Source organism: Micrococcus sp. GPGPB33, from assembly GCF_037853785.1.
Taxonomy (GTDB): domain Bacteria; phylum Actinomycetota; class Actinomycetes; order Actinomycetales; family Micrococcaceae; genus Micrococcus; species Micrococcus luteus.
In genome coordinates this window covers 115477-137109 of sequence record NZ_JAQMWO010000002.1, presented here as the reverse complement: position 1 = coordinate 137109, position 21633 = coordinate 115477, and the positions used below count along the sequence as shown (strand labels likewise).

Annotated in this window: 17 protein-coding genes and 1 tRNA gene; 17 read left to right on the top strand and 1 reads right to left on the bottom strand. The window is 73.0% G+C overall.

The genetic code is table 11. The features are described 5' to 3' along the window. The first annotated feature begins 32 nt into the window (after positions 1-32). The 9 genes from POD19_RS00685 (at position 33) to lepB (ending at position 10843) form a co-directional block, all read left to right on the top strand. On the top strand, positions 33-1844 hold the full coding sequence (locus tag POD19_RS00685; protein ID WP_252411400.1) for an ABC transporter ATP-binding protein: 1812 nt from the start codon (positions 33-35) through the stop codon (positions 1842-1844). 60 nt (positions 1845-1904) lie between these two features. Next, positions 1905-2828, top strand: a complete 924-nt coding sequence (gene rsmA, locus POD19_RS00680; RefSeq protein WP_340309261.1) for a 16S rRNA (adenine(1518)-N(6)/adenine(1519)-N(6))-dimethyltransferase RsmA — start codon at positions 1905-1907, stop codon at positions 2826-2828. Next, positions 2825-3793, top strand: coding sequence for a 4-(cytidine 5'-diphospho)-2-C-methyl-D-erythritol kinase (locus POD19_RS00675; RefSeq protein WP_041104575.1), 969 nt, complete (start codon positions 2825-2827; stop codon positions 3791-3793). The genes rsmA and POD19_RS00675 overlap by 4 nt, the downstream gene beginning before the upstream one ends. Positions 3794-3858: 65 nt before the next feature. Continuing rightward, positions 3859-5700 (top strand): ABC-F family ATP-binding cassette domain-containing protein, encoded by a 1842-nt coding sequence (locus POD19_RS00670; RefSeq protein ID WP_340309260.1) that lies wholly within the window; start codon positions 3859-3861, stop codon positions 5698-5700. 141 nt (positions 5701-5841) lie between these two features. After that, positions 5842-7335, top strand: coding sequence for a sugar transferase (locus POD19_RS00665; protein WP_340309259.1), 1494 nt, complete (start codon positions 5842-5844; stop codon positions 7333-7335). Between the two features lie 64 nt (positions 7336-7399). Beyond that, positions 7400-7471 (top strand) — tRNA-Gln (locus POD19_RS00660). A 37-nt stretch (positions 7472-7508) separates the two neighbouring features. Continuing rightward, a complete protein-coding gene (gene glmU / locus POD19_RS00655; RefSeq protein ID WP_340309258.1) occupies positions 7509-9002 on the top strand; it encodes a bifunctional UDP-N-acetylglucosamine diphosphorylase/glucosamine-1-phosphate N-acetyltransferase GlmU in 1494 nt (497 codons plus the stop codon). A gap of 111 nt (positions 9003-9113) precedes the next feature. Then, the gene (locus tag POD19_RS00650; protein ID WP_061867435.1) at positions 9114-10094 is read left to right on the top strand and encodes a ribose-phosphate diphosphokinase; all 981 of its coding nucleotides are present in this window, start codon (positions 9114-9116) and stop codon (positions 10092-10094) included. A gap of 2 nt (positions 10095-10096) precedes the next feature. Further along, on the top strand, positions 10097-10843 hold the full coding sequence (lepB, locus tag POD19_RS00645; protein ID WP_340309257.1) for a signal peptidase I: 747 nt from the start codon (positions 10097-10099) through the stop codon (positions 10841-10843). A gap of 46 nt (positions 10844-10889) precedes the next feature. On the opposite strand, the gene POD19_RS00640 is transcribed toward lepB, so the two are convergent. Continuing rightward, positions 10890-11984 carry a PqqD family peptide modification chaperone gene (locus POD19_RS00640; RefSeq protein ID WP_340309256.1) on the bottom strand — a complete coding sequence of 365 codons (1095 nt, stop codon included), beginning with the start codon at positions 11982-11984 and terminating at the stop codon, positions 10890-10892. 200 nt (positions 11985-12184) lie between these two features. On the opposite strand from POD19_RS00640, the gene POD19_RS00635 reads away from it, so the two are divergent. From POD19_RS00635 to POD19_RS00600, 8 genes are read left to right on the top strand one after another with little or no spacing between them, the layout of a single operon-like run. Continuing rightward, positions 12185-13108: a glycosyltransferase family 2 protein gene (locus tag POD19_RS00635; protein WP_340309255.1), complete on the top strand. Its 924-nt coding sequence runs from the start codon at positions 12185-12187 to the stop codon at positions 13106-13108. Beyond that, entirely contained in the window at positions 13105-14166 is a 1062-nt protein-coding gene (locus tag POD19_RS00630; protein WP_340309254.1) for a CgeB family protein, read from the top strand. The genes POD19_RS00635 and POD19_RS00630 overlap by 4 nt, the downstream gene beginning before the upstream one ends. Beyond that, the gene (locus POD19_RS00625) at positions 14163-15284 is read left to right on the top strand and encodes an RNA-binding protein (RefSeq protein WP_340309253.1); all 1122 of its coding nucleotides are present in this window, start codon (positions 14163-14165) and stop codon (positions 15282-15284) included. The genes POD19_RS00630 and POD19_RS00625 overlap by 4 nt, the downstream gene beginning before the upstream one ends. After that, on the top strand, positions 15281-16072 hold the full coding sequence (locus POD19_RS00620) for an acylneuraminate cytidylyltransferase family protein (protein WP_340309252.1): 792 nt from the start codon (positions 15281-15283) through the stop codon (positions 16070-16072). The genes POD19_RS00625 and POD19_RS00620 overlap by 4 nt, the downstream gene beginning before the upstream one ends. Further along, entirely contained in the window at positions 16069-18312 is a 2244-nt protein-coding gene (locus POD19_RS00615) for an N-acetylneuraminate synthase family protein (RefSeq protein ID WP_340309251.1), read from the top strand. Before POD19_RS00620 ends, POD19_RS00615 begins: the two co-directional genes overlap by 4 nt. Further along, the gene (locus tag POD19_RS00610) at positions 18303-19442 is read left to right on the top strand and encodes a glycosyltransferase (RefSeq protein ID WP_340309250.1); all 1140 of its coding nucleotides are present in this window, start codon (positions 18303-18305) and stop codon (positions 19440-19442) included. Before POD19_RS00615 ends, POD19_RS00610 begins: the two co-directional genes overlap by 10 nt. Next, complete coding sequence (locus POD19_RS00605; protein ID WP_340309249.1) at positions 19439-20584, top strand: acyltransferase family protein; 1146 nt, start codon at positions 19439-19441, stop codon at positions 20582-20584. Before POD19_RS00610 ends, POD19_RS00605 begins: the two co-directional genes overlap by 4 nt. After that, positions 20581-21618 (top strand): glycosyltransferase family 4 protein, encoded by a 1038-nt coding sequence (locus POD19_RS00600; RefSeq protein WP_340309248.1) that lies wholly within the window; start codon positions 20581-20583, stop codon positions 21616-21618. Before POD19_RS00605 ends, POD19_RS00600 begins: the two co-directional genes overlap by 4 nt. Positions 21619-21633: the final 15 nt, after the last annotated feature.

Sequence of the window (21633 nt, the reverse complement as noted above, 5' to 3'; positions counted from 1 at the left end):
CCGATCCAGACCCGGCCCCTAGGATGGACGACGTGCTGACCCGACTCCTCAAAGCCCGGCTGCCCGAGGGAACGCAGTACCTGGTGGACCGCCCCATGCGGATCCGCCTCGTGTTCGTGGTCCTCGGGTCCGTCCTCGTGGCCGGCCTCGAGATGGTGGCGCTCGCCTCGATCATCCCGCTGGTCAGCCTGCTGACCTCGGGTGAGCTGGGCTCCCCGGCGCTCGAGGGGCTGCTGGCCCGGTTCGGGGCCGTGACGGTGCCGGAGCAGACGGTGGCCTTCGCCGTCGTGATCGTGGTGGCCTTCCTGCTCAAGGCGATCCTGGTGCTCGCGTTCCGTTGGTGGACCATGGGGTTCACCAACCAGAACCTCATCCGCACGTCCGCCACGCTGCTGCGCTACTACCTGCGGGCCGACTACGGCCTGCACCTGACGCGCACCGTGGGCACCCTGGTCAACAACGTCACCGGCACCTCCAGCATGGCCTACACGGGCGTGGTGAACGCGTCCGTCACGTTCCTCACGGAGGCCGTGACGCTCGTCGCGGTGGCGGTCGTGGTGGGCGTCTCCATGCCGCTGACGGGGCTCGGGATGGCCCTGTACTTCCTCGCCGTCGCCTGGGTGATCAAGACCGTGATCCGCCGCCCGGCCTCCCGCCTGGGCTGGACCCTGGTGACCACGGGGGAGCGGGCCAACACGGCGGCGCTGCAGGGCCTGGAGAACTACAAGGACGTGAAGATCCGCGGCAACGACTCGGCCTTCATGGAGGAGTACCGGGCCGCCCGCGCGGAGAGCGCCGAAGCCACGCGGCTCAAGATGATCCTCACGATGATGCCGCGCTACGTGCTCGAGGTCGCCTTCGTGGCCGCTATCGCGGCGCTCGTGGCCGTGGCCTTCATCCAGGGTCGCGGCGGGGAGGCGTTCGGCTCGCTCGCCCTGCTCGCGATGGCCGGCTTCCGCGTGCTGCCGTCCATGGCCGCGCTCATGGCCACCACCAATGAGATCCGCACCGCCTGGCCGGCCTTCGAGCGCACGACGGCGGAACTCGCCGCCGCGCAGCCGGTCCTGCACGCGGCGGACCGGCCCTACGAGCGCATCACGTTCGAGGAGTCCATCGAGGTGCGGGACGCGTCCTTCACCTACCCCGGCAAGGCCGAACCGGTCCTGCGCGACATCGACCTGCGCATCCCCTTCGGCTCCTCGTACGCCTTCGTGGGCGGCAGCGGTGCCGGCAAGACCACCCTGGTGGACCTGGTCATCGGCTTCCACCACGCCCAGCGCGGTGGGGTCTACGTGGACGGGGTGGAGCTCGAGGCCAACCCGCGCGGCTGGTGGGACAACGTGGCGTTCGTCCCGCAGTCCGTCACCGTGGTCAACGGAACGGTGCTGCACAACGTGCTCCTGGACGTCGAGGCCACCCAGACGGCGGACCGGGCCGAGGTGGAGCGCGTGCTGCGCGAAGCCCAGCTGGGCCAGTGGCTGGACGAGCTCCCCGACGGCCTGGACACCGTGATCGGCGAAGGGGCCGTGGGCGTCTCCGGCGGCCAGCGCCAGCGCCTGGGCATCGCGCGCGCGCTCTTCCGGCGCCCCCGCCTCCTCGTGCTCGACGAGGCGACGTCGGCCCTCGACAACCTCACGGAACGCCGGGTCACCGAGGTGATCGAGTCGCTGCGCGGACGGATCACGGTCATCGTGGTCGCCCACCGTCTCTCCACGGTCAAGCGCTGCGATCAGATCGTGCTGATGGACCAGGGGCGGATCATCGGCCAGGGCACGTTCGCCGGGCTGCAGGAGACGAGCCCCGAGTTCCGCGAGCTCGTCCGGCTCGGTGACCTCTCCACCTGAGCGGAGCCCGCGCCGCTGCGTCCCGGCTACCCTGTCCGGCGCCCCGATAGACTCGCGGGCATGGTCCAGCCCTCCCCGCACCCCGTTCCCGCCCCGCTGCTGAGCGCCGCGGACGTGCGGCGCATCGCCGCCGAGCTGGACCTGCGTCCCACCAAGCAGTGGGGCCAGAACTTCGTGATCGACCCGAACACGATCCGACGCATCGTGCAGGCCGCGGACGTGACCGTGGACGAGCACGTGCTGGAGATCGGCCCCGGTCTGGGCTCGCTCACCCTCGGCCTGCTGGACGCGGCCGCCGCCGTCACCGCCGTCGAGATCGACCCGGTCACCGCCGCCCGCCTGCCGCGCACCGCCGCCGAGTTCCGCCCCGGGGCCGAGGACGCCCTGGCCGTGCTGCACGCGGACGCCATGACGCTGAACGAGCAGTCCCTGGCTGAGGTCCGGCCCGCTGCCGCGGCCGGCGGCCCCACCGCGCTCGTGGCGAACCTGCCCTACAACGTGGCCGTGCCCGTGCTGCTGCACGCGCTCGCGGTCCTGCCGGGGCTGCGGCACGGCCTGGTGATGGTGCAGGAGGAGGTCGCGGACCGTCTCGCGGCCGGGCCCGGTTCCAGGGTCTACGGCGTGCCGTCCGCCAAGGCGGCGTGGTACGCGGACGTGCGCAAGGCGGGCACCATCGGCACCCAGGTGTTCTGGCCGGCTCCGCGCATCCACTCCGGGCTGGTCGCCTTCACCCGGCGCGAGCCGCCGGCGGGCGGCGCGTCCCGCCGGGAGGTCTTCGCCGTGGTGGACGCCGCCTTCGCCCAGCGCCGCAAGACCCTGCGCGCCGCGCTCGCCTCCTGGGCGGGGTCGCCGCAGGCGGCGGAGGACGCCCTGGTGGCCGCCGGCGTGGACCCGCGCGCCCGCGGCGAGGCCCTGGACATCGCGGCCTTCGCGCGGATCGCCGAGCACGGCCCGCGGCGTGCGGCGGAGGAGGTGAGCGCATGACGACGGAGGACCTCGGCCTCGACCCCACGGCCCGGCACGTCACGGTCAGCGCCCCCGGCAAGGTGAACCTGTCCCTGCGGGTGGGGCCGCCCGGCGCAGACGGCTACCACCCCGTGGCCACCGTGTACCTGGCCGTCAGCCTGCGGGAGACCGTCACGGCGATCGCGCGCACGGACGGGAGGATCACCGTCGGCCCGTCGGGCCGCCACATCAGTCTGGTGGACACCGAAGACGTGCCCTGGGACGAGCGCAACCTCGCGCACCGCGCCGCCGCGCACCTGCGGCGCACCCTCAGGCTCGATCCTGACACCCACGGCGTCCACCTCGAGGTCGCCAAGCAGGTCCCGGTCGCTGGCGGCATGGGCGGCGGCTCCGCCGACGCGGCCGCCGCGCTGCTCGCGTGCAGCGTCCTGTGGGAGACCGGGCACACCCGCGCCGAGCTCGCCGAGCTGGCCGCCCCGCTGGGCGCGGACGTGCCCTTCAGCGTGCTGGGCGGGGCCGCCGTCGGGCTCGGGACCGGGGCGGAGCTGACCCCCGTCGCGGCCCGCACCCCGGTGCACCTCGTCCTCGTCCCGGCGGACGCCGGGCTGTCCACCCCCGTGGTGTTCCAGACCCTGGACGAGCTGCGCCGGGAGGGCCACCTGCCCGACGGGCCGGCGCGCCCGGAGGTGAACGAGGCCGTCCTGCGGGCCCTCACCGCGGCCGACCCGCTCGAACTCGCCACCGCCATGGACAACGACCTGCAGACCCCGGCCGTCGTCCTGTTCCCCGAGCTCTCGGACGTCCTCGACCTCGGTATGGACGAAGGCGCGCTGCGCGGCATGGTCTCCGGCTCCGGCCCCACCCTGCTCTTCGTGGCGCAGGACGAGGCCTCCGCGCTGCGGCTGGCCTCGGCCATCGAGGAGCGCACGGGCGTGCGCGCCCTCCCCGTCCACGGCCCCGTGCCCGGCGCCCACGTGCTGTGAGACCAGGCGGCGCACCCCGCCGCACCCGACCACCCCTCCTCCGTCCGGAAAGGACCACCTCCTCCATGGCCCACCTGCTCGGCGCCGAGAACATCGGCATCGCCTTCGGAACCCGCACCGTCCTCGAGGGCCTCTCCCTCGGTGTGGATGAGGGGGACCGGATCGGACTCGTGGGCCGCAACGGCGACGGCAAATCCACGCTCATGCGCATCCTCGCCGGCCTCCAGGAGCCCGACACGGGCCGCGTCACCCGCCGCGGCGGCGTCCGCGTGGGCGTGCTGGACCAGCAGGACCGGCTCGACCCGGAGCACACCGTGCGTCAGGCCGTGGTCGGGGACGTGGACGACCACGTGTGGGCCTCAGACCCCAAGGTCCGGGACGTCCTGGGCGGTCTCCTCGACGGCTTCGACCTGGAGCAGTCCGTGCGGGGCCTCTCCGGCGGCCAGCGCCGTCGCGTGGCCCTGGCCCGTCTGCTCGCCGGGGACGACGACGTCCTCTTCCTCGACGAGCCCACCAACCACCTGGACGTCGAGGGCGTCGCGTGGCTCGCCCGCCACCTGAAGCAGCGCTGGCGCCCCACCGACGGCGGCCTCGTGGTGGTCACCCACGACCGGTGGTTCCTCGACGAGGTCTGCACGCGCACGTGGGAGGTGCACGACGCCACGGTGGACCCGTTCGACGGCGGCTACGCGGCGTGGGTGCTCGCGCGCGCGGAGCGCTCCCGGCAGGCGGCGGTGACGGAGCAGAAGCGTCAGCAGCTGGTGAAGAAGGAACTCGCCTGGCTGCGCCGTGGCGCCCCGGCGCGCACGTCGAAGCCGAAGTTCCGCATCGAGGCGGCCAACGCCATCATCGAGGACGTCCCCGCCCCGCGTGACTCGGTGTCCCTGGCGAAGATGGCCACGGCCCGGCTGGGCAAGGACGTCCTCGACCTCGAGCACGTGAGCCTGACGCTGGGGGAGAAGCCGATCCTCGACGACGTCACCCTGCGCCTGGCGCCCGGCGAGCGGCTCGGCGTGGTCGGCGTCAACGGTGCGGGCAAGTCGACCCTGCTGCGCCTGCTCGACGGCCGCATCGCCCCGGACTCGGGGCGGGTGAAGCGCGGCAAGACGGTGGTCTCGGCCACCCTCACCCAGGACGTGAAGGAGCTCGACGACGTCACCCACCTGCGCGTCGCCGAAGTCATGGCCCGCGAAGGCTCGTCCTTCCAGGTCGGTGGCCGCGAGATGTCCTCCGGCCAGCTGCTCGAGATGCTCGGCTTCGGCACCTCCCGGCAGTGGACTCAGGTCTCCGAGCTCTCGGGCGGCGAGCGCCGGCGCCTGCAGCTGCTGCGCCTGCTCGTGGGCGAGCCCAACGTCCTCATGCTCGACGAGCCGACCAACGACCTGGACACGGACACCCTGGCTGCCGTCGAGGACGTGCTGGACGGGTGGCCCGGGACCCTCGTGGTGGTCTCCCATGACCGTTACCTGCTCGAGCGCGTCACCGACCACCAGGTCGCCCTGCTCGGGGACGGCAAGGTCCGCGGCCTGCCCGGCGGGGTGGGCCAGTATCTCGAGCTGCGCGCCGCGATGGACGACGCCGGCGGCCCGGCCCGGGGAGCCGGCGCAGCCCGGGGCCGCAACGACGTCGTCGGGACGTGCGCGGGCATGGGCGGGCCGGAGGAGGACACCGGGCCCACCGAGGCGGAGCGTCGGCTGGCCCGCAAGGAGATGGCCCGGCTCGAGAAGCAGATGACCCGGCTCCGGGACCGCAGGTCCGGCCTCGAGGCGCGGATGGCCGAGCTGGGGCAGGCGCAGGACTTCGACGCCCTCACCGCGGCCTCCGCCGACCTGAAGGACCTCGACGCACAGCTGGACGTCCTGGAGGAGGAGTGGCTGCAGGCTGCCGAACTCGCCGAAGGGGACTGACCGGCGGGGGCTCACAGGAGAATGCGGCAGGTGTCACAGCCGGCTGCTGTCTCCGCCCTATAATCGAGGGTTGGGGCACAGCACCATGCCCGGCCCACATGACGTGGACCATCCCCCCGCGTCAGGACGGAGGAGCAGAGCGTGTTCGCGAGCCCCGGTGACGAGTCGACCACGCTTCGCATGGGCTCGACCGCCCGCGGTCGTGTCCTGGGCCGGCCCTGGGAGCGAGGCCTTCCACGACTCGTCCTGGTCGTGGACGTGGTCGCGGTCCTGCTCGCCACCTTCGTGTCGGCCCAGCTCCGCTTCGGCGGACCGCGGCGCACCACCCTCCCGGGCGCCGCACTCGTCGACTACAGCGTCATCAGCCTCGCGCTGAGCGCGGCCTGGGTGCTCGCGCTGACCATCCAAGGCTCCCGGGACATCCGGATCTTGGGGGTGGGCACCGAGGAGTACAAGCGGGTCCTGCAGGCCACCCTGTACCTCTTCGGCACCGTCGCGATCCTCGCCTATGCGGCAGGTCTCGAAGTGGCGCGCGGCTACGTGGGCCTGGCTCTGCCGCTGGGCGTGCTCCTGCTCCTGCTGGGCCGGTTCCTCGTGCGCGGGTGGGTGGCGCGGCAGCGACACCGCGGCAGGTTCCGGCGGCGGCTCCTGCTCGTCGGCGGCCCGAAGGCCGTCCGGCACATCTTCGAGGCCCTCGACTCCGAGGCCGGCGCCGGCTACGCCCCCGTGGCCGCGGCCCTCCCCGGATACAAGACCCGGCAGGAGGACTACCTCCCGATACCGGTCTCCACGGACCTGGACACCGTGGAGGACGTGGTCGCCCACGTGGAGGAGCGCGACGTCGAAGCCGTGGTGATCACCTCGGGCCACTCGTTCGTCCCCTCGGACGTCCGCCGGCTGGGCTGGGAGCTGCAGGAGCGCGGCGTCTCCCTGATCATGGCACCCGCCCTCGTGGACGTCGCCGGACCCCGCCTCCACACGCAGCCCCTCGCGGGTCTGCCGCTCATCCACCTCTCCACCCCGCGCCTCTCCGAGGGCAAGGCGTTCGCCAAGCGGGCGTTCGACGTCGTCGCGTCGGGGCTGGGCCTGATCGCCATCTCGCCGCTGCTGATCGCCGTCGCGATCGCGGTCAAGGCCACGGACGGCGGGCCGGTGCTGTTCCGGCAGGAGCGCATCGGTCTCGGCGGCAGGCCGTTCACCATGCTCAAGTTCCGTTCCATGGTGGTGGACGCCGAGGAGATCCGGCAGCGGCTCGTCTCGGACGGCGGGGATGCGGACGTGCTGTTCAAGATGAAGGACGACCCGCGCATCACCCGGGTCGGCAGGCTCATCCGCCGCACCAGCATCGACGAGCTGCCCCAGCTCGTGAACGTGCTGCGGGGGGACATGTCCCTCGTGGGTCCGCGGCCCCACCTGCCGCACGAGGTCGAAGCCTACGGGCAGTACGTGCACCGCCGCTTCCTGGTGCAGCCCGGCATCACGGGCCTGTGGCAGGTCTCCGGCCGCTCCGACCTCCCGTGGGAGGAGGCGGTCCGCCTGGACCTCTACTACGTGGAGAACTGGTCCATCCTGGGCGACCTCGTGATCCTGGGCCGGACCGTCAAGGCCGTGATCGCCGCCGACGGCGCCTATTGACCCCGGATCCGCGCGACCTGTGTGGAAGAATGGGCCGTCGTCGCCGCCCCCTGGGGTCCGGCGCTCCGCCCTGGTGTAATGGCAGCACGCCGGCCTTTGGAGCCGTGCGGTCTAGGTTCGAATCCTAGGGGCGGAACCCCCGTCCGCTGACCCCCACCGGTGCAGGAGTCCCCATGTCCCAGCCGTCCGCCCGTCCCTCCGCCGTGATCGTCCTGGCCGCGGGCCAGGGCACCCGCATGAAGTCGACGACGCCGAAGATCATGCACGCGATCGGGGGGCGCTCCCTCGTGGGCCACGCGCTCGCGGCGGCCTGGTCGCTCGCGCCGGAGCACCTCGTGGCCGTGGTCCGGCACGAGCGGGCCCGCGTGGCCGAGCACATCGAGACGGTGGCGGACCAGCTGGGCATCGACGCGCTGGCGATCGCCGACCAGGACGACGTGCCGGGCACCGGCCGCGCCGTCGAGCTGGGCCTGGCCGCCCTGCCCGCGGACCTGGAGGGCACCGTCGTGGTGACCTACGGCGACGTCCCGCTGCTGACCCCGGAGACCCTCGCCCGCCTCGTCGCGGACCACGAGGCGGGCGGCAACGCCGTCACCGTGCTCACCGCCACCCTCGAGGACGCCACGGGCTACGGCCGCATCGTCCGCGACGCCGAGGGCCTCGTGGAGCGGATCATGGAGCACAAGGACGCCCTCGCCCACGCCGAGGCCACGGGGGATGACTCCTTCGTGGCGATCCGCGAGGTCAACTCCGGCATCTACGCCTTCGACGCCGCCCTGCTGCGCCGCACCCTGCCGGAGATCTCCACGGACAACGTGCAGGGTGAGAAGTACCTCACGGACGTGCTCGGCATGGCCCGTGCCGAGGGCGGCCGCGTCGCCTCGGTGGGCACGGACGACGTGTGGGAGGTCGAGGGTGCCAATGACCGCCGGCAGCTCTCCGACCTGGGCCGCCAGCTCAACGACCGCGTGCTGCGCGGCTGGATGAAGGAGGGTGTCACGGTCGTCGACCCGTCCTCCACGTGGGTGGACGTCACCGTCTCCCTCGCCTCGGACGTCAGGCTCAAGCCCGGCACCCAGCTGCATGGGGTGACGTCGGTGGCCACGGGCGCCGTCGTCGGCCCGGACTCCACGCTCACGGACACGCAGGTGGGGGAGGGCGCCGTGGTGAAGCGCACCGACGCCACGGAGGCCGTGATCGGCGCGGGCGCGACCGTCGGCCCGTTCACCTACCTGCGCCCGGGCACGGTGCTGGGGGAGGACGGCAAGATCGGCGCGTTCTACGAGACCAAGAACGTGACCGTGGGCCGCGGCGCCAAGCTCTCCCACCTGGGCTACGCCGGGGACGCCGAGATCGGCGAGTACACCAACATCGGCTGCGGCAACATCACCGCCAACTACGACGGCGTCGCCAAGCACCGCACCGTGATCGGGGCCCACGTGCGCACCGGCTCGAACACGGTGTTCACGGCCCCGGTCTCGGTGGGCGATGGCGCCTACACCGGTGCCGGCGCGGTGGTCCGCGACGACGTCCCGGCCGGCGCCCTGGCGCTGAACGCCGTGGCGCAGCGCACCATCGAGGGCTGGGTGCCCGCCAAGCGCCCCGGCAGCACGTCCGCGCAGGCCGCTGAGGCGGCCGGGGCGACGGTCGCGGACGCCGAGGGCTGATCCCTCGCGCCCTAGGATGGGTGTGAGGACCGGGCCGCCCCGGGCGGCCGACACCGACGCCGGACGCCGTCGGCCCTGGAACGCGAGACCACGAAGGATGTTGAGGACGTCATGACGGAGCTGAGCCGCAGCGAGGACAAGCGACTGGTGCTGGCCACGGGCCGCGCCCACCCCGAGCTCGCGCAGGAGATCGCCGAGGAGCTGGGCACCGAGCTGCTCCCCATGAGCGCCTACGACTTCGCCAACGGCGAGATCTACGTGCGCTCGGGCGAGTCGGTGCGCGGCAAGGACGTGTTCATCATCCAGTCGCACCCGGCGCCGCTGAACAACCACCTCATGGAGCAGCTGATCATGGTGGACTCCATGAAGCGCGCCTCCGCCCGCCGCATCACGGTGGTCTCGCCGTTCTACCCGTACGCCCGCCAGGACAAGAAGGGCCGCGGCCGCGAGCCGATCTCGGCCCGTCTCGTGGCGGACCTGTACAAGACCGCCGGCGCCTCCCGCGTGATGAGCGTGGACCTGCACACCGCCCAGATCCAGGGCTTCTTCGACGGCCCGGTGGACCACCTGTTCGCCATCCCGCTGCTGGCGGACCACATCCGCTCCAGCGTGGCGGGCGAGGAGGTCACGGTCGTCTCCCCGGACACCGGTCGCGTGCGCGTGGCGGAGCAGTGGGCGGACCGCCTGGGCGGCGTGCCGCTGGGCTTCGTGCACAAGAGCCGGGACCTGACCGTTCCGAACAAGGCCGAGTCCAAGACCGTGGTCGGGGACGTCGAGGGCCGCGTCTGCGTGCTGATCGACGACATGATCGACACCGGCGGCACCATCGCCGGCGCCGTGCAGATCCTCAAGGACGCCGGCGCGAAGGACGTCATCATCGCCGCCACGCACGCGGTGTTCTCGGATCCGGCCGCCCAGCGGCTCGGCGAGTGCGGCGCCCGTGAGGTCGTGGTGACCAACACCCTGCCCATCCCGGAGGAGAAGCGCTTCGAGACCCTCACGGTGCTGTCGATCGCCCCGCTGATCGCCCGCGCGATCCGCGAGGTCTTCGAGGACGGCTCGGTCACCAGCCTGTTCGACGGCGTCGCCTGACCATGGCCGAGCGCGTCGAGCCGGCCCACGGGGACGACGGCGGCGCGGTGGCCGCGCCGCAGCCTCGCCGTCCGCGCCTGCCGTTCTGGGCCTCCCTGCTGGTGAATGTGGTGGTGGCCATCGCGGTCGTCGCCGTGGTGCAGGCCCTGTGGGTGAAGGTGTATTCGGTGCCGTCCGGCTCGATGGAGAACACCCTCGAGGTGGGGGACCGCATGCTGGTCAACCGCACCGCCTATCCGGACGGGATGGCCGACTCCCAGGACGTGGTGGTCTTCACGGCGAACGAGGATTGGGCGACTCCCGCGTCGTCGGAGGGGGCCGTGGAGAACGCCGTCCGCACGTTCGGCGACCTCACCGGCATCGGCCGCTCGCACGAGCAGGCGTTGGTCAAGCGCGTGGTCGGCACCGCGGGGCAGACCGTGGAGTGCTGCACCGCCGAGGGCGCGGTGACGGTGGACGGGGAGCCCGTGGACGAGCCGTACATCCACAACGATCTGCCGTTCATCCGGGACGAGCTGGACTGCGAGTCCGAGGTGATGTCCGCGCGCTGCTTCGGCCCGGTCACCGTGCCGGACGACTCGATGCTCGTGCTCGGCGACCACCGCTCGAACTCGGCCGACTCCGTGATCGCGTGCCGCGGCATCCCCGCCGACCAGGCCGGGGACTGCGCGCGCTTCGTCACCCGCGAGGACATCGTGGGCGAGGTCTTCGTGACGGTGTGGCCGCCCACGCACTGGGGCGGGCACTGATCTCCTGAGGCGCGGGGCCTCCTGGGCGACGGCGGCCCGTGCCGGCTCAGCCGGTCGTGGCCAGCTGCACGGCGATCAGGGCCTCCATCGCCTCCTGCACCCGGGCCTCGGCGTCCTCGGGCACGGGTCCTTCGGTGCGGAGGCAGGCCACCACGTCGGCGGCCGTCCGCGGCTCGTCCAGCAGGAGCCAGACGGACGGGCCCAGACCTTCGAGCACGACCAGGCGGTCCGAGGCGAGCAGGACCAGGCGGCCGTGGTCGGTCAGGATGCCGTCGTCGACGGCGCAGCGGGACACCGCGCCCGGGGTTGCCACTCCGACGGAGGCCGAGAGCTCTTCCTCGGTGAGTGCCTCCCAGGCGGGGGTGACGGGCGTGGGCGGGGCCGCCAGCAGGCCGTCGACGACGCCCCGCAGGTCCTCGGCTTCGGCGTAGACCAGGCGTTGGGCGCCGCCGACCGCGTCGAGGACGCGGCAGAGCGTCACGAGACCGCGGGGGAGCAGGGAGAGGGAGGAGGTCTGGGGGACGAGCGCCTCGAGCGCGGCCACGAGCTCCATGGCCTCCGCCCGCGGCGTCACCGGGCCTGCCGGATCCCGCACGCGGTCCAGCACGGCGATCCGGGCCAGCCGGGCGTCGGGGAGGGTCGGACCGAGACCCAGGTCGTCCGGGCCTCGCTGGGTCTTCGGGCGCACCCCCCGTGACCCCAGCAGGGACAGCGGTTTGGGGTAGGGCGTGACGGTCAGGCCGTCTGGTGCGATGATCGCCGTCTCGTCGGTGAGGTAGGCGAAATGGGGTCCCAGCCGGCGCGTGGCCGTCGTCTTGCCCGTCCCGGACGCCGCCACCAGGACCATCGCCGCCCCAGAGTCCGGTGCGGCGAGGCACGCGGCATGGAACAGCAGGTGGGTGCCGCGGGCGGACTCGATCGTCCGTGAGGTCGCCAGGAACACCAGGTCCTCGTGCCACTGGAGCCACGGAGACGCGGTGTCGGCGCCCCGGTGCGCATCGGTGTGGGCGGGCGGCTGCACGACCTCCACACCGCACCGGGCCCAGGACGCGATGACCTCCGCGCGCTCGTCTCCTGTGAGGCCGCTCACCGTCACGGCATCGAGACCGGTGCCGATGCGCAACGCGGTGGTCTCGCTCATGGCTTCGTCCTCCCCCTGGGCGCCGGGCATGGCTCACCCTTTCCGTCCCGTGGCCGTCCGGTCAGTGTACTGAGCGCCGTGCCGACGGCCACGAGGCCGCCCCACCGGCTGGCACGGGTCCTCGCCAGACGCTCTCTATACTCGTCACAGGTTCTCGGGCGCTGGGTGCGCCCTCCATCCGAGCCGAGGGAGGAGCCCGCATGGCAGCCCAGTCGCCCACGGCGGCGGTGACCGTGGTGATCCCGCACTACGGCGATGCGGCCCCCACCCTCGCCCTCGTCGACCGCCTGCTGACCGATCCCGGAGACGCGCTGGCCGCCGTCGTGGTCTCGGACGACGCCTCGCCCACCCCGTACCCCGAGGCGCACGATCCGCGTCTGACCGTCGTGCGCCGCGAGCGCAACGGCGGCTTCGGGGCGAACGTGAACACCGGCCTGGCCGCGGTCACCACCGAGCTGGCCCTGGTCCTCAACTCGGACGCCGAGATCACGGGGGCGCAGATCGACGCGCTGGTGGTTGCGGCCGCTCCGTACCAGCCGGCCGTGGTCAGTCCGCAGGTCGTCAACGAGGACGGCACGCCGCAGTGGTCCGGGCGGCACTTCCCCACGGTCCTGCACCAGACCGTCGAGTGGCTGACTCCGCTGGCCCGCTTCCGTCACCTGGACGTGCTTCACGAGGCCGTGGGGCACGACGTCGCGGCGGCCCGGTCCGCCTCGCCCGTGGCGGTCGACTGGGTGATGGGCGCCGTGCTGCTCCTGCCGATGGCGCAGGTCCGCGCCGTCGGCGGGTTCGACGAGGAGTACTTCATGAACTCCGAGGAGGTCGACCTGCAGCGCCGCCTGCGCGAGCGCGGCGTGCCGTCGATCGTGGTCCCGGCCGTCCGTGTGCCGCATGGGCTGCACGGCTCCTCGGACCCGCTGCGCCGGCGCGGCTGGCTGGTGGACTCCCGGTACCGCTACGCCCGGAAGTTCGGTCACCCCCGGGTCCTCAAGGCCGCGCTCACCGCGGCGACGGGGGCGAACTTCGCCGTGAACGCGCTCCGGCAGGCCCGGGGTGTGGACGTGGACGCCCGCGCCGTGCTCCGGGACGAGCACGCGCTGGTCTGGAAGGGGCAGCGCCGATGAGCGCCACCGGCTACACCGTGCCCGCGCCGCCCGACGCGCGGGGCGGCCGCTCACCGGAACGGCTGTTCCTCGTCTCGCCGGCGTTCCACGGCTACCACCGCTCCATCGCGGCGGCGTGGGCGGCCCAGTGCTTCGACGTCACGGTGCACTGCTACGACGCCTACGCCACGCTCGGCATGAAGCTGCGGAACAAGGGGCTGCTCGAGCTGCCGCAGAAGGCGGGCGTGGACCGCACGGCCGCGCGGGTCGTCTGGGACACCGGGCGGGCCGTGGCCGCGCTGCGGGAGGCCCGGCCGGACCGCGTGCTCGTCATCAAGGGGGACTCGCTGGGCGAGGCCTTCTGGTCCGAGATCCTCGAAGCGGGCCTGCCCCGCATGCTCTGGCTGTACGACGACCTCGCGCGGCACGACTACTCGATGGAGTTCCTGCGCTCCGTCGGGCCGGTGCTCAGCTACGCCCGCTCCGAGGCCGAGCTGCTGGCCGGCGAGGGCGTGGACGCCCACTACATGCCCAATGGTTTCGACCCGGCGATGGTGCTGCCCCAGGTGCCGCGGCGCGACGAACTCGTCTTCGTGGGCTCGCGCTACCCGAATCGCGTGGAACTGCTCACCCGCCTGGCCGCGGCCGGGGTGCCGGTGCGCGCCTACGGGCGTCAGTGGAGCCACCACCCGGTGGACCGCCTGCGCACGTGGGAGCTGACCCGGCCGGACCTGCCGGCCGAACGGGACATCCCCCTCGAGGAGGCGTACGCCGTGCAGGCGGCCGCCGCGGGCGCCATCAACATCCACGGGTTGCAGGCCGGCCACGCGATGCGGACCTTCGAGGTGCCCGGCATGGGCGGTCTCCAGCTGGTCGATCGGGCCGACGTGGCCGAGTTCTACGTCCCGGACGAGGAGGTGCTCGTCTTCGAGGACGCGGACCACCTCATCGAGCTGGGCCGCCGGGTCGTCGCGGATCCCGCCTGGGGAGCGCGCATCCGGGAGGCCGGCCGCCGCCGGTCGCACGCGGAGCACACGTTCGCGCACCGGGCGGCCATGGCCCAGGGGTGGTGGGCATGACCGACGCGCCCCTCTTCTGGCGCTCCGAGGACCTGCCGCGCTGGCACGCGTGGCAGCGCGCCCAGTGGCCACTGACCCGGCGGGCCGCGGACACCGCGCGCTCGACCGTGCGCGGCGTGGCCGGCGCCCTGACACGCCGCCGGTTCACCGGCGACGACGTCCCGCGCCTGCTCCTGCCGGCGGGGGACGTGCACACCCTCGTCGCCCTGGAGTCCTTCGGCCCCACGCAGCTGGCCGCGCTGGCCTCGCCCGTGGCCGCCCTGGCCACGGTGCGGCCGGAGGCAGCCGCCGGGGTCGGCTGGGTGCTGCCCGCCGGTGACGCACCCGCCCTGCCCGGGGCCGCGGGCCACCGGGAGCACGCCGCCACCGCCGACGTCGTGAGGGATCGCCTGTCCGGGCTCCGCCGCGTCCTGGTGGCGGGGGAGTACCTGCCCTCGGGTCGCGCCGCCGTGCGCTGGGCCCGGCAGCGGGGGGCGCGGATCGGCGTTGTCCAGCACGGGCTGCTGGCCGTGTCCACGCCGCCCGTCCCGCGGGACGCCACCCTGTACGCCTTCACGAGCGCGGACGCGGACTGGTGGACCCAGGGCCGCGCCGATGTGGAGGCCGTCGCGGTGGGCTCGGCCCTGCTCGAGCAGGCCCGCCGGGCCGCGCCCGCGCTCTCGGGTGCCGGGGACGACGGCCCCGGGGTGTTCCTCGGTCAGCTGCACGGCGCCGAGCTGCCCCGCCGGGACTTCGCCGCGGCCGCCGAACAGTACGTGCGGGCCACCGGCGCCGGCTACCGCCCCCACCCGGCCGAGCGGGACCGCCTCTCCCGCGGCCAGCACGCGGCCTGGCGCAGGGCCGGTGTGCGGATCGACGACGCCGGGGCGCCCCTCGTCGCCACGCGCGGGCCCGTGGCCGCCGTCTTCTCCACCGGGATCCTCGAGGCCGCACAGGCCGGCAGACCCGCGTGGGCCGTCCACCCGGACCCGCCCGCCTGGCTCGAGGGGTTCTGGCGGCGCTACGGCATGACCCGATGGCGGCCCGGCCGCACCCCGGAGCCCACCCCGCCCCTTGCCTCGCCGACCGCGGACCCCGCGGCCGCGATCGCCGAGCACGTCTGGAAGGAGACCGCGTGAGCATCCTGTGCGTCATCCCCGTGCGCGGCGGGTCCCGGGGGCTGCCCGGCAAGAACATCCGCCTCCTGGGCGGCCACCCGCTCGTCGCCTGGACCATCCAGGCCGCCCTCGAAGCGGAGGAGGACCTGCACGTGGTGGTCTCCACGGACTCGGCCGAGATCGCCGAGGTCGCCCTCCGCTACGGCGCGGACGTGCCGGGCCTGCGCCCGGCCCACCTGGCCCAGGACTCGACCCCCACCGAGCCCGTGATCGAGCACGTGCTCGCGGCCGAGCGGGCCGCCGGCGTCGAACCGGAGGGCGTGATGCTGCTCCAGGCCACCAGCCCGCTGCGCCTGCCCGGCACCCTGGACCGCGCCGTGCGGCAGTTCCGGGACACGGGGATGGACTCGCTGGTCGGCGTCGTCCCGGTGTCCCCGTTCCTGTGGCGCCACGCCGAGGACCCCGACGGGGAGCCGATCCCGGACTTCGACGTCACGGCGCGCAAGCGCCGGCAGGACATGACGCGTACCGACCTGCGGTTTCGCGAGAACGGCTCGCTGTACGTGACGCGCCCCTGGGTCTACGACCGGCTGCACAACCGGCTCGGCGGCCGGATCGGCCTGCTGGAGCTCGACGACCTCGAGGGCGTGGACATCGACACCGAGCTGGACTTCGCCCTGGCCGAGCAGCAGATGGACCAGTACCTGGCGGTCCAGAAGGTGCTCCAGCACCGCCCCGACCTCGGTGCCCCGCGCACCGACGAGCCCCCCACCACCGGCCCGAACCGCACCCCCGGAGGCGCGCAGTGATCATCGAACGCAGGCTCACCCCCTACCTCGTCTTCCCCGAGGACTCGCTCCTGGCCGCCCTGCAGAAGATGACCGACAACCGCGAGCGCACCGTGTTCGTGGTGGACTCCCACGGCTTCCTCGTCGGCTCGCTGACGGACGGGGACGTGCGCCGCTGGCTCGTGGCGCATCCGGAGGCGTCGCTGGACGTGGCCGCGGTCGACGTCGCCCATCGCGACCCGGCGACGGCGCCCCTGGGCGCCTCCCCGGCCGAGATGCGCGAGGCCCTGCCCGCCGGGGCGCTGCACCTGCCGCTGTTGGACGAGCGCGGCCGCCTGACGGCCCTGGCGATCAACCGGGAGGCGGAGCTGCGGATCGGCGGGCACCGGATCGGGGAGGGCCACCCGGCGTTCCTGATCGCGGAGATCGGCAACAACCACCAGGGCGATGTGGACCTGGCCCGCCGTCTCGTGGACCTGGCCGTCGAGGCGGGCGCGGACGCCGTGAAGTTCCAGCTGCGGGACATGGACGCCCTGTACCGGCAGTCCGGCGCGGCCACCGCCGGCGAGGACCTGGGGGCCCAGCGCACCCTGGACGAGCTGGCCAAGTTCTCGCTCTCCGCCGAGGACATGGTGCGGGTGTTCGACCACGTCCGGGACGCCGGCGTCGCCCTGATGTGCACCCCGTGGGACGCCCCGTCCATGCGGGTGCTGCGCGAGTACCCGGTGGACGGCGTGAAGATCGCCTCGGCGGACCTGACGAACCACGGTCTGCTGCGGGACGCGGCCGCCTCCGGCCTGCCGATGGTGCTCTCCACCGGCATGTCCCGGGAGGAGGAGATCCGCGAGTCGGTGGCCTTGGTGCGCTCCTTCGGCGTCCCCTTCGCGATGCTGCACGCCCAGTCCACGTACCCCGCCCCCTACAAGGACGTGAACCTGGCCTACCTGGACCGGCTCGCGGAGATCGCGCAGACGCCGGTGGGCTACTCGGGCCACGAGCGCGGCTTCCACGTGGCGCTGGCCGCGGTGGCCCGGGGCGCTGCGATCATCGAGAAGCACTTCACCGTGGACCGCGGGCTCGAGGGCAACGACCACAAGGTCTCCCTGCTGCCGGAGGAGTTCACGCAGATGGTCCGGCAGACCCGGGACATCGAGGAGTCGATCGGCGTCGGGACCGAGCGCGTGGTCTCCACCGGTGAGGCGATGAACCGCATCAACCTGGCCAAGTCCCTGGTGGCGGCCCGTCCGCTGCGGGCCGGCGCCACGATCACCGCCGACGACGTGACCGTGAAGTCCCCGGGCCGTGGCCTGCAGCCCAACGAGCTGCCGCGCCTGGTCGGCCGCACGCTGCACCGCGAGATGGCCGAGGGCGACTTCTTCTTCGCCGGTGACCTCACGGACACGGTGCCCACCGGGCGCCAGTTCCAGTTCCGGCGCCCCTGGGGCCTGCCGGTGCGCTACCACGACGTCGAGGCGCTGACGAAGGACTGCACCCCGGACTTCCTGGAGTTCCACTTCTCCTACAAGGACCTCGAGATCGACATCGACTCGGTGTTCACCGAGCCCATGCCGATGGGCTTCACCACCCACCTGCCGGACATCTTCTCCGGCGACTTCCTTGTGGACCTGGCCAGCGACGACGACGCCGTGTGGGAGCGCTCGATCGCCGAGGTGCAGCGCACGATCGACATCACCCGGGACCTGAAGCGCTGGTTCCCGTCCGAGGAGGCGCCCATCATGGTCATCACCATGGGCGGGTTCACCCTGGACCGGCACATCCGCCCGGAGGAGCGGCGGCCGAAGTACGAGCGCATCGCCGAGGCCGTGCAGCGTCTGGACACCTCCGGCATCCGGATCGCCGCGCAGACGCTGCCGCCGTTCCCGTGGCTGATGGGCGGTCAGCAGTACCACAACCTCTTCATGGACCCGGACGACACCGTGGCCTTCGTGGAGGCCACGGGCGTGCCCCTGTGCCTGGACATCTCCCACTCCAAGCTCTCGGCCACGTTCCTGGGGATCCCCTTCTCGGAGATGGTGGAGAAGCTGGCCCCGCACACCATCCACCTGCACCTGGTGGACGCCACCGGTGTGGACGGGGAGGGGCCGCAGATCGGAGAGGGTGACGTGGACTGGCCCGTGCTGTGCGAGCAGCTGGACCGCCTGGCCCCCGGGGTGAGCTTCATCCCGGAGATCTGGCAGGGCCACATCAACAACGGTGAGGGCTTCTGGACGGCCCTGGACCGCTTGGAGCAGTGGCTGTGATCCCCGAGGCGGCGACGAGCACCCCGGCCCCGCTGACGCTCTGGGTGGTGCCCGTCGCCGACCTCGGCGGCGTGGCCCGGCACGTCCTCGACGTCGCGCGCGTGGGCCTGCCCGGTCTGCGTCTGGCGGTGCTGTGCCCCGAGGGACCGCTCGCCGAGCGCCTGCGCGAGCAGGGTGCGGCGGTGTTCACCGGGGACGTCGGTCCCGACGCCGGCCTGGCCGCCTCGGTGCGCACGCTCCGGACGGCGGTGCGCACCCTGCGTCCGGCCGCGGTCCACACGCACCTGGCCTACGCCGACCTCGCGGCGTTCACCGCGCTCGGCCCGGGGCGGGCCCGGCAGCGGGCCGGTGCGCCGGCGCTGCTCAGCACCGAGCATGGGATCGCCCCGGACGACGGGCTGTACAACCGCGCCGCGGCGGCCCGGGTGAAGAACGCCGCGCACCGGGCCCGGTTGCGCGGCACGGACCTCGTGATCGCGGTGGCGCAGTCCACCGCGGACGTGCTCCGGCGCAAGTGGGGTGCGGGGGCGCCTCTCACCGTGGTGCGCAACGGGGTGGACGTGCCCGCGGTGCGGGCCGCGGCCGCGGGGCAGCGGCGCGCACCGGGGGAGGGGCTGCGGATCCTCTCCCTGTCCCGGCTGGCGCCCGAGAAGAACCTCGACCGGCTGATCGCCGCGCTGCCGGCCCTGCTGGAGCGGGACCCCGGGACGCGGTTGACGCTGGCCGGCGCTGGCCCCCTGGAGGGGGAGCTGCGCGCCCAGGCCGAGGCGCTCGGTGTCGCGGATGCGGTCGACCTGCCCGGCTTCGTGGAGCCGTGGGGCACCATGGCCGAGCACGACGTGCTGGTGCAGCTCTCCGCGTGGGAGAACCTCAGCTACACCCTGCTCGACGCCGCGGCCGCGGGCCTGCCCGCCGTCGCCACGGACGTGGGCGGCAACGGGGAGATCCTGCTCCCCGAGCGGCTGGTCCACGAGACCACGCCGGCGGCCATCGCCGACGCCGTCATGCGTGCCGCCGCCGAGGGCCCGGGCGAGGTGCGCGTGGGCGACGTGGAGACGATGGCCCGGGCGACCGCCGAGGCGACCCTCGAGGTGCTCGGGCGCCGGGTGGGGAAGGTGGGTACCCGATGACCGCGGCGAGCCCGAACGAGCCGGGGGCGGCCTCGGTGGCCCCGGCTGAGAAGCGAGTGCCGGGACCCCGGTTCCGGGAGCTGGACGGTCTCCGCGGCCTTGCCGCGCTGGCCGTGGTGTTCTCGCACTTCGGCGGTACGCACAATTTCCACTACCGCGACGATCCCCCCGCTTTTCATGACTTCGTCTGGGGTGGCACGGGGGTCCAGCTGTTCTTCATGATCAGCGGTTTCGTGATCCTCATGACCGCGCGCCGGGCCTCGCGTCCCAGCGATTTCGTCATCTCCCGAGCCGCCCGGCTGTACCCGCCGTACTGGCTCTCGCTTGCATTCGCCGTGGTGATCCTCGCCCTCGTTCAGGTGCCGGGGTACTCGCTGAGTCCGGGGCAGATCATCGTCAACCTCACGATGGTCCAACGATGGTTGCTGGTCGACGATGTGGTCGACGTCTACTGGACCCTGGCGGTCGAGATGCAGTTCTACGCACTCGTCTTGACCCTCCTCATCCTCAGCCGGTGTCGCCTGTCGGGCCGTCTGGTCCTGTGGGCATGCCTGGGTTGGTCTGTGTTGTCCTGGACGGTGGTGGCTGTGACGTCACAGGCCGCGGCGCCACGCCCAGCGGGGGACCCCACGTGGGTCAAACTCGTCAACAACATCACTGTTGCCGAGTATGCGCCCATGTTCGTCCTGGGCATGGTGGTGTTCCTGGCACGGGAGACGGGTCGCCACCGACGAGCGGTGGCCGCAGCCTATGCATCGGCTGTCGTGAGCCCCTTCGTCCTGCGCGACATGACCCTTGGTCTCTGGGTGCTGGCAGCAGCGACCCTGTTCACTGCTGTGGCCCTCCGACGAAGGACGTGGCTCCTCACAACGCCGCCCTTCCAGTTCTACGGCCGGATCAGCTACTCCCTGTACATCATCCACGTCATTCCCGGTTATCTGGTCATCCATGCTCTATGGCCATACGTGGGCCGAAACATGGCCATGCTCGTGGCCTTGGCCGTGGTCTCCGTGCTCGCCTGGGCCCTGCAGAAGTACGGCGAGGAGCACCTCGGCCGTGCGGCCAAGCGGGGGCTGACCCGCGTCCGCTCCGTCGTGGAAGCGCGGACCGGACAACCCCGATCCCTGGAGCCGGCCCGATGACCGGACGCATCTGGATCCTGGCGAACCAGGGCGAAGTGGGCGGCGGCGAGGTGATGCTGCACCACCTCGCCACGGCCCTGCGCGAGCTGGGGCGGGACGTGGGCGTCGTCGCCCCGGCGCACCCGGCCGAGACCGCCGATCGCCTCGACGCGGACGGTTTCGACGTGGTCCGCGTGGGTGGGCCCGGACGACTGGGGTACATGCGTGCTCTCCGGGCCTGGGACCGTGGCCGAGGCAAGGACGATGTCGCGTGGTGCAACGGGCTGCTGCCGGCCGCGGCGCTGGCCGGTCGGCCGCGCCGGATCGTTCACCTGCACCAGGTGCCCGAGAAGCCGGTTCTGCGCGTGTTCTCCGCCCTGGCGCGTCCCGGTGCGCTCGCGGTTCTCGTGCCCTCCCGGTTCGCGGCGGACCGCATCCGCGGGGCCCGCGTGCTCCACAACTGGGTTCCGGGCCCGACGGCGCCACAGACACGGCGGGCCCGCGGTGCCGATGAGCCGGTGACCGTGGGATTCCTTGGCCGCCTGTCCGAGGACAAGGGCATCCTCACCCTGCTGGAGGCCGCGGCGCTGCTGCGGAGGACCGACCCGCGCGCCTTCGTGTTCCGGGTCGCGGGGGAGAGTCGATTCGTGGCGGAGGACGAGGCCGAGCGGCTCGCCACCGCCCTGAAGGCAGCCGGTGAGGACGTCCAGGTGCTCGGCTGGCAGGACACCGCCCAGTTCCTGGCCACCGTGGACGTGCTGGCCGTGCCGTCGCAGTGCGCCGAGGTCTTCGGCCTGGTGACGGCCGAGGCGATGGCGGCGGGCGTTCCGGTGGTGGCTTCCGATGCGGGGGCCGTTCCCGAGGTGGTCGGCAGCGATCACCCCTTCGTTGTTCCGCAGCGCGACGCCGCCGCACTCGCGAATTGCTTGCGGGCGGTACGCGCGGTCGATCTGGGGGCGGTGGCCCACTCCCAGCGGCGCCGCTGGGCGTCGCTGTTCTCACCCGAGGCCGGCCGCGCCGCCGTCGCCGAGCTCCTGAATGACCTGTCCCTATGATCCCCGCGGAGGACT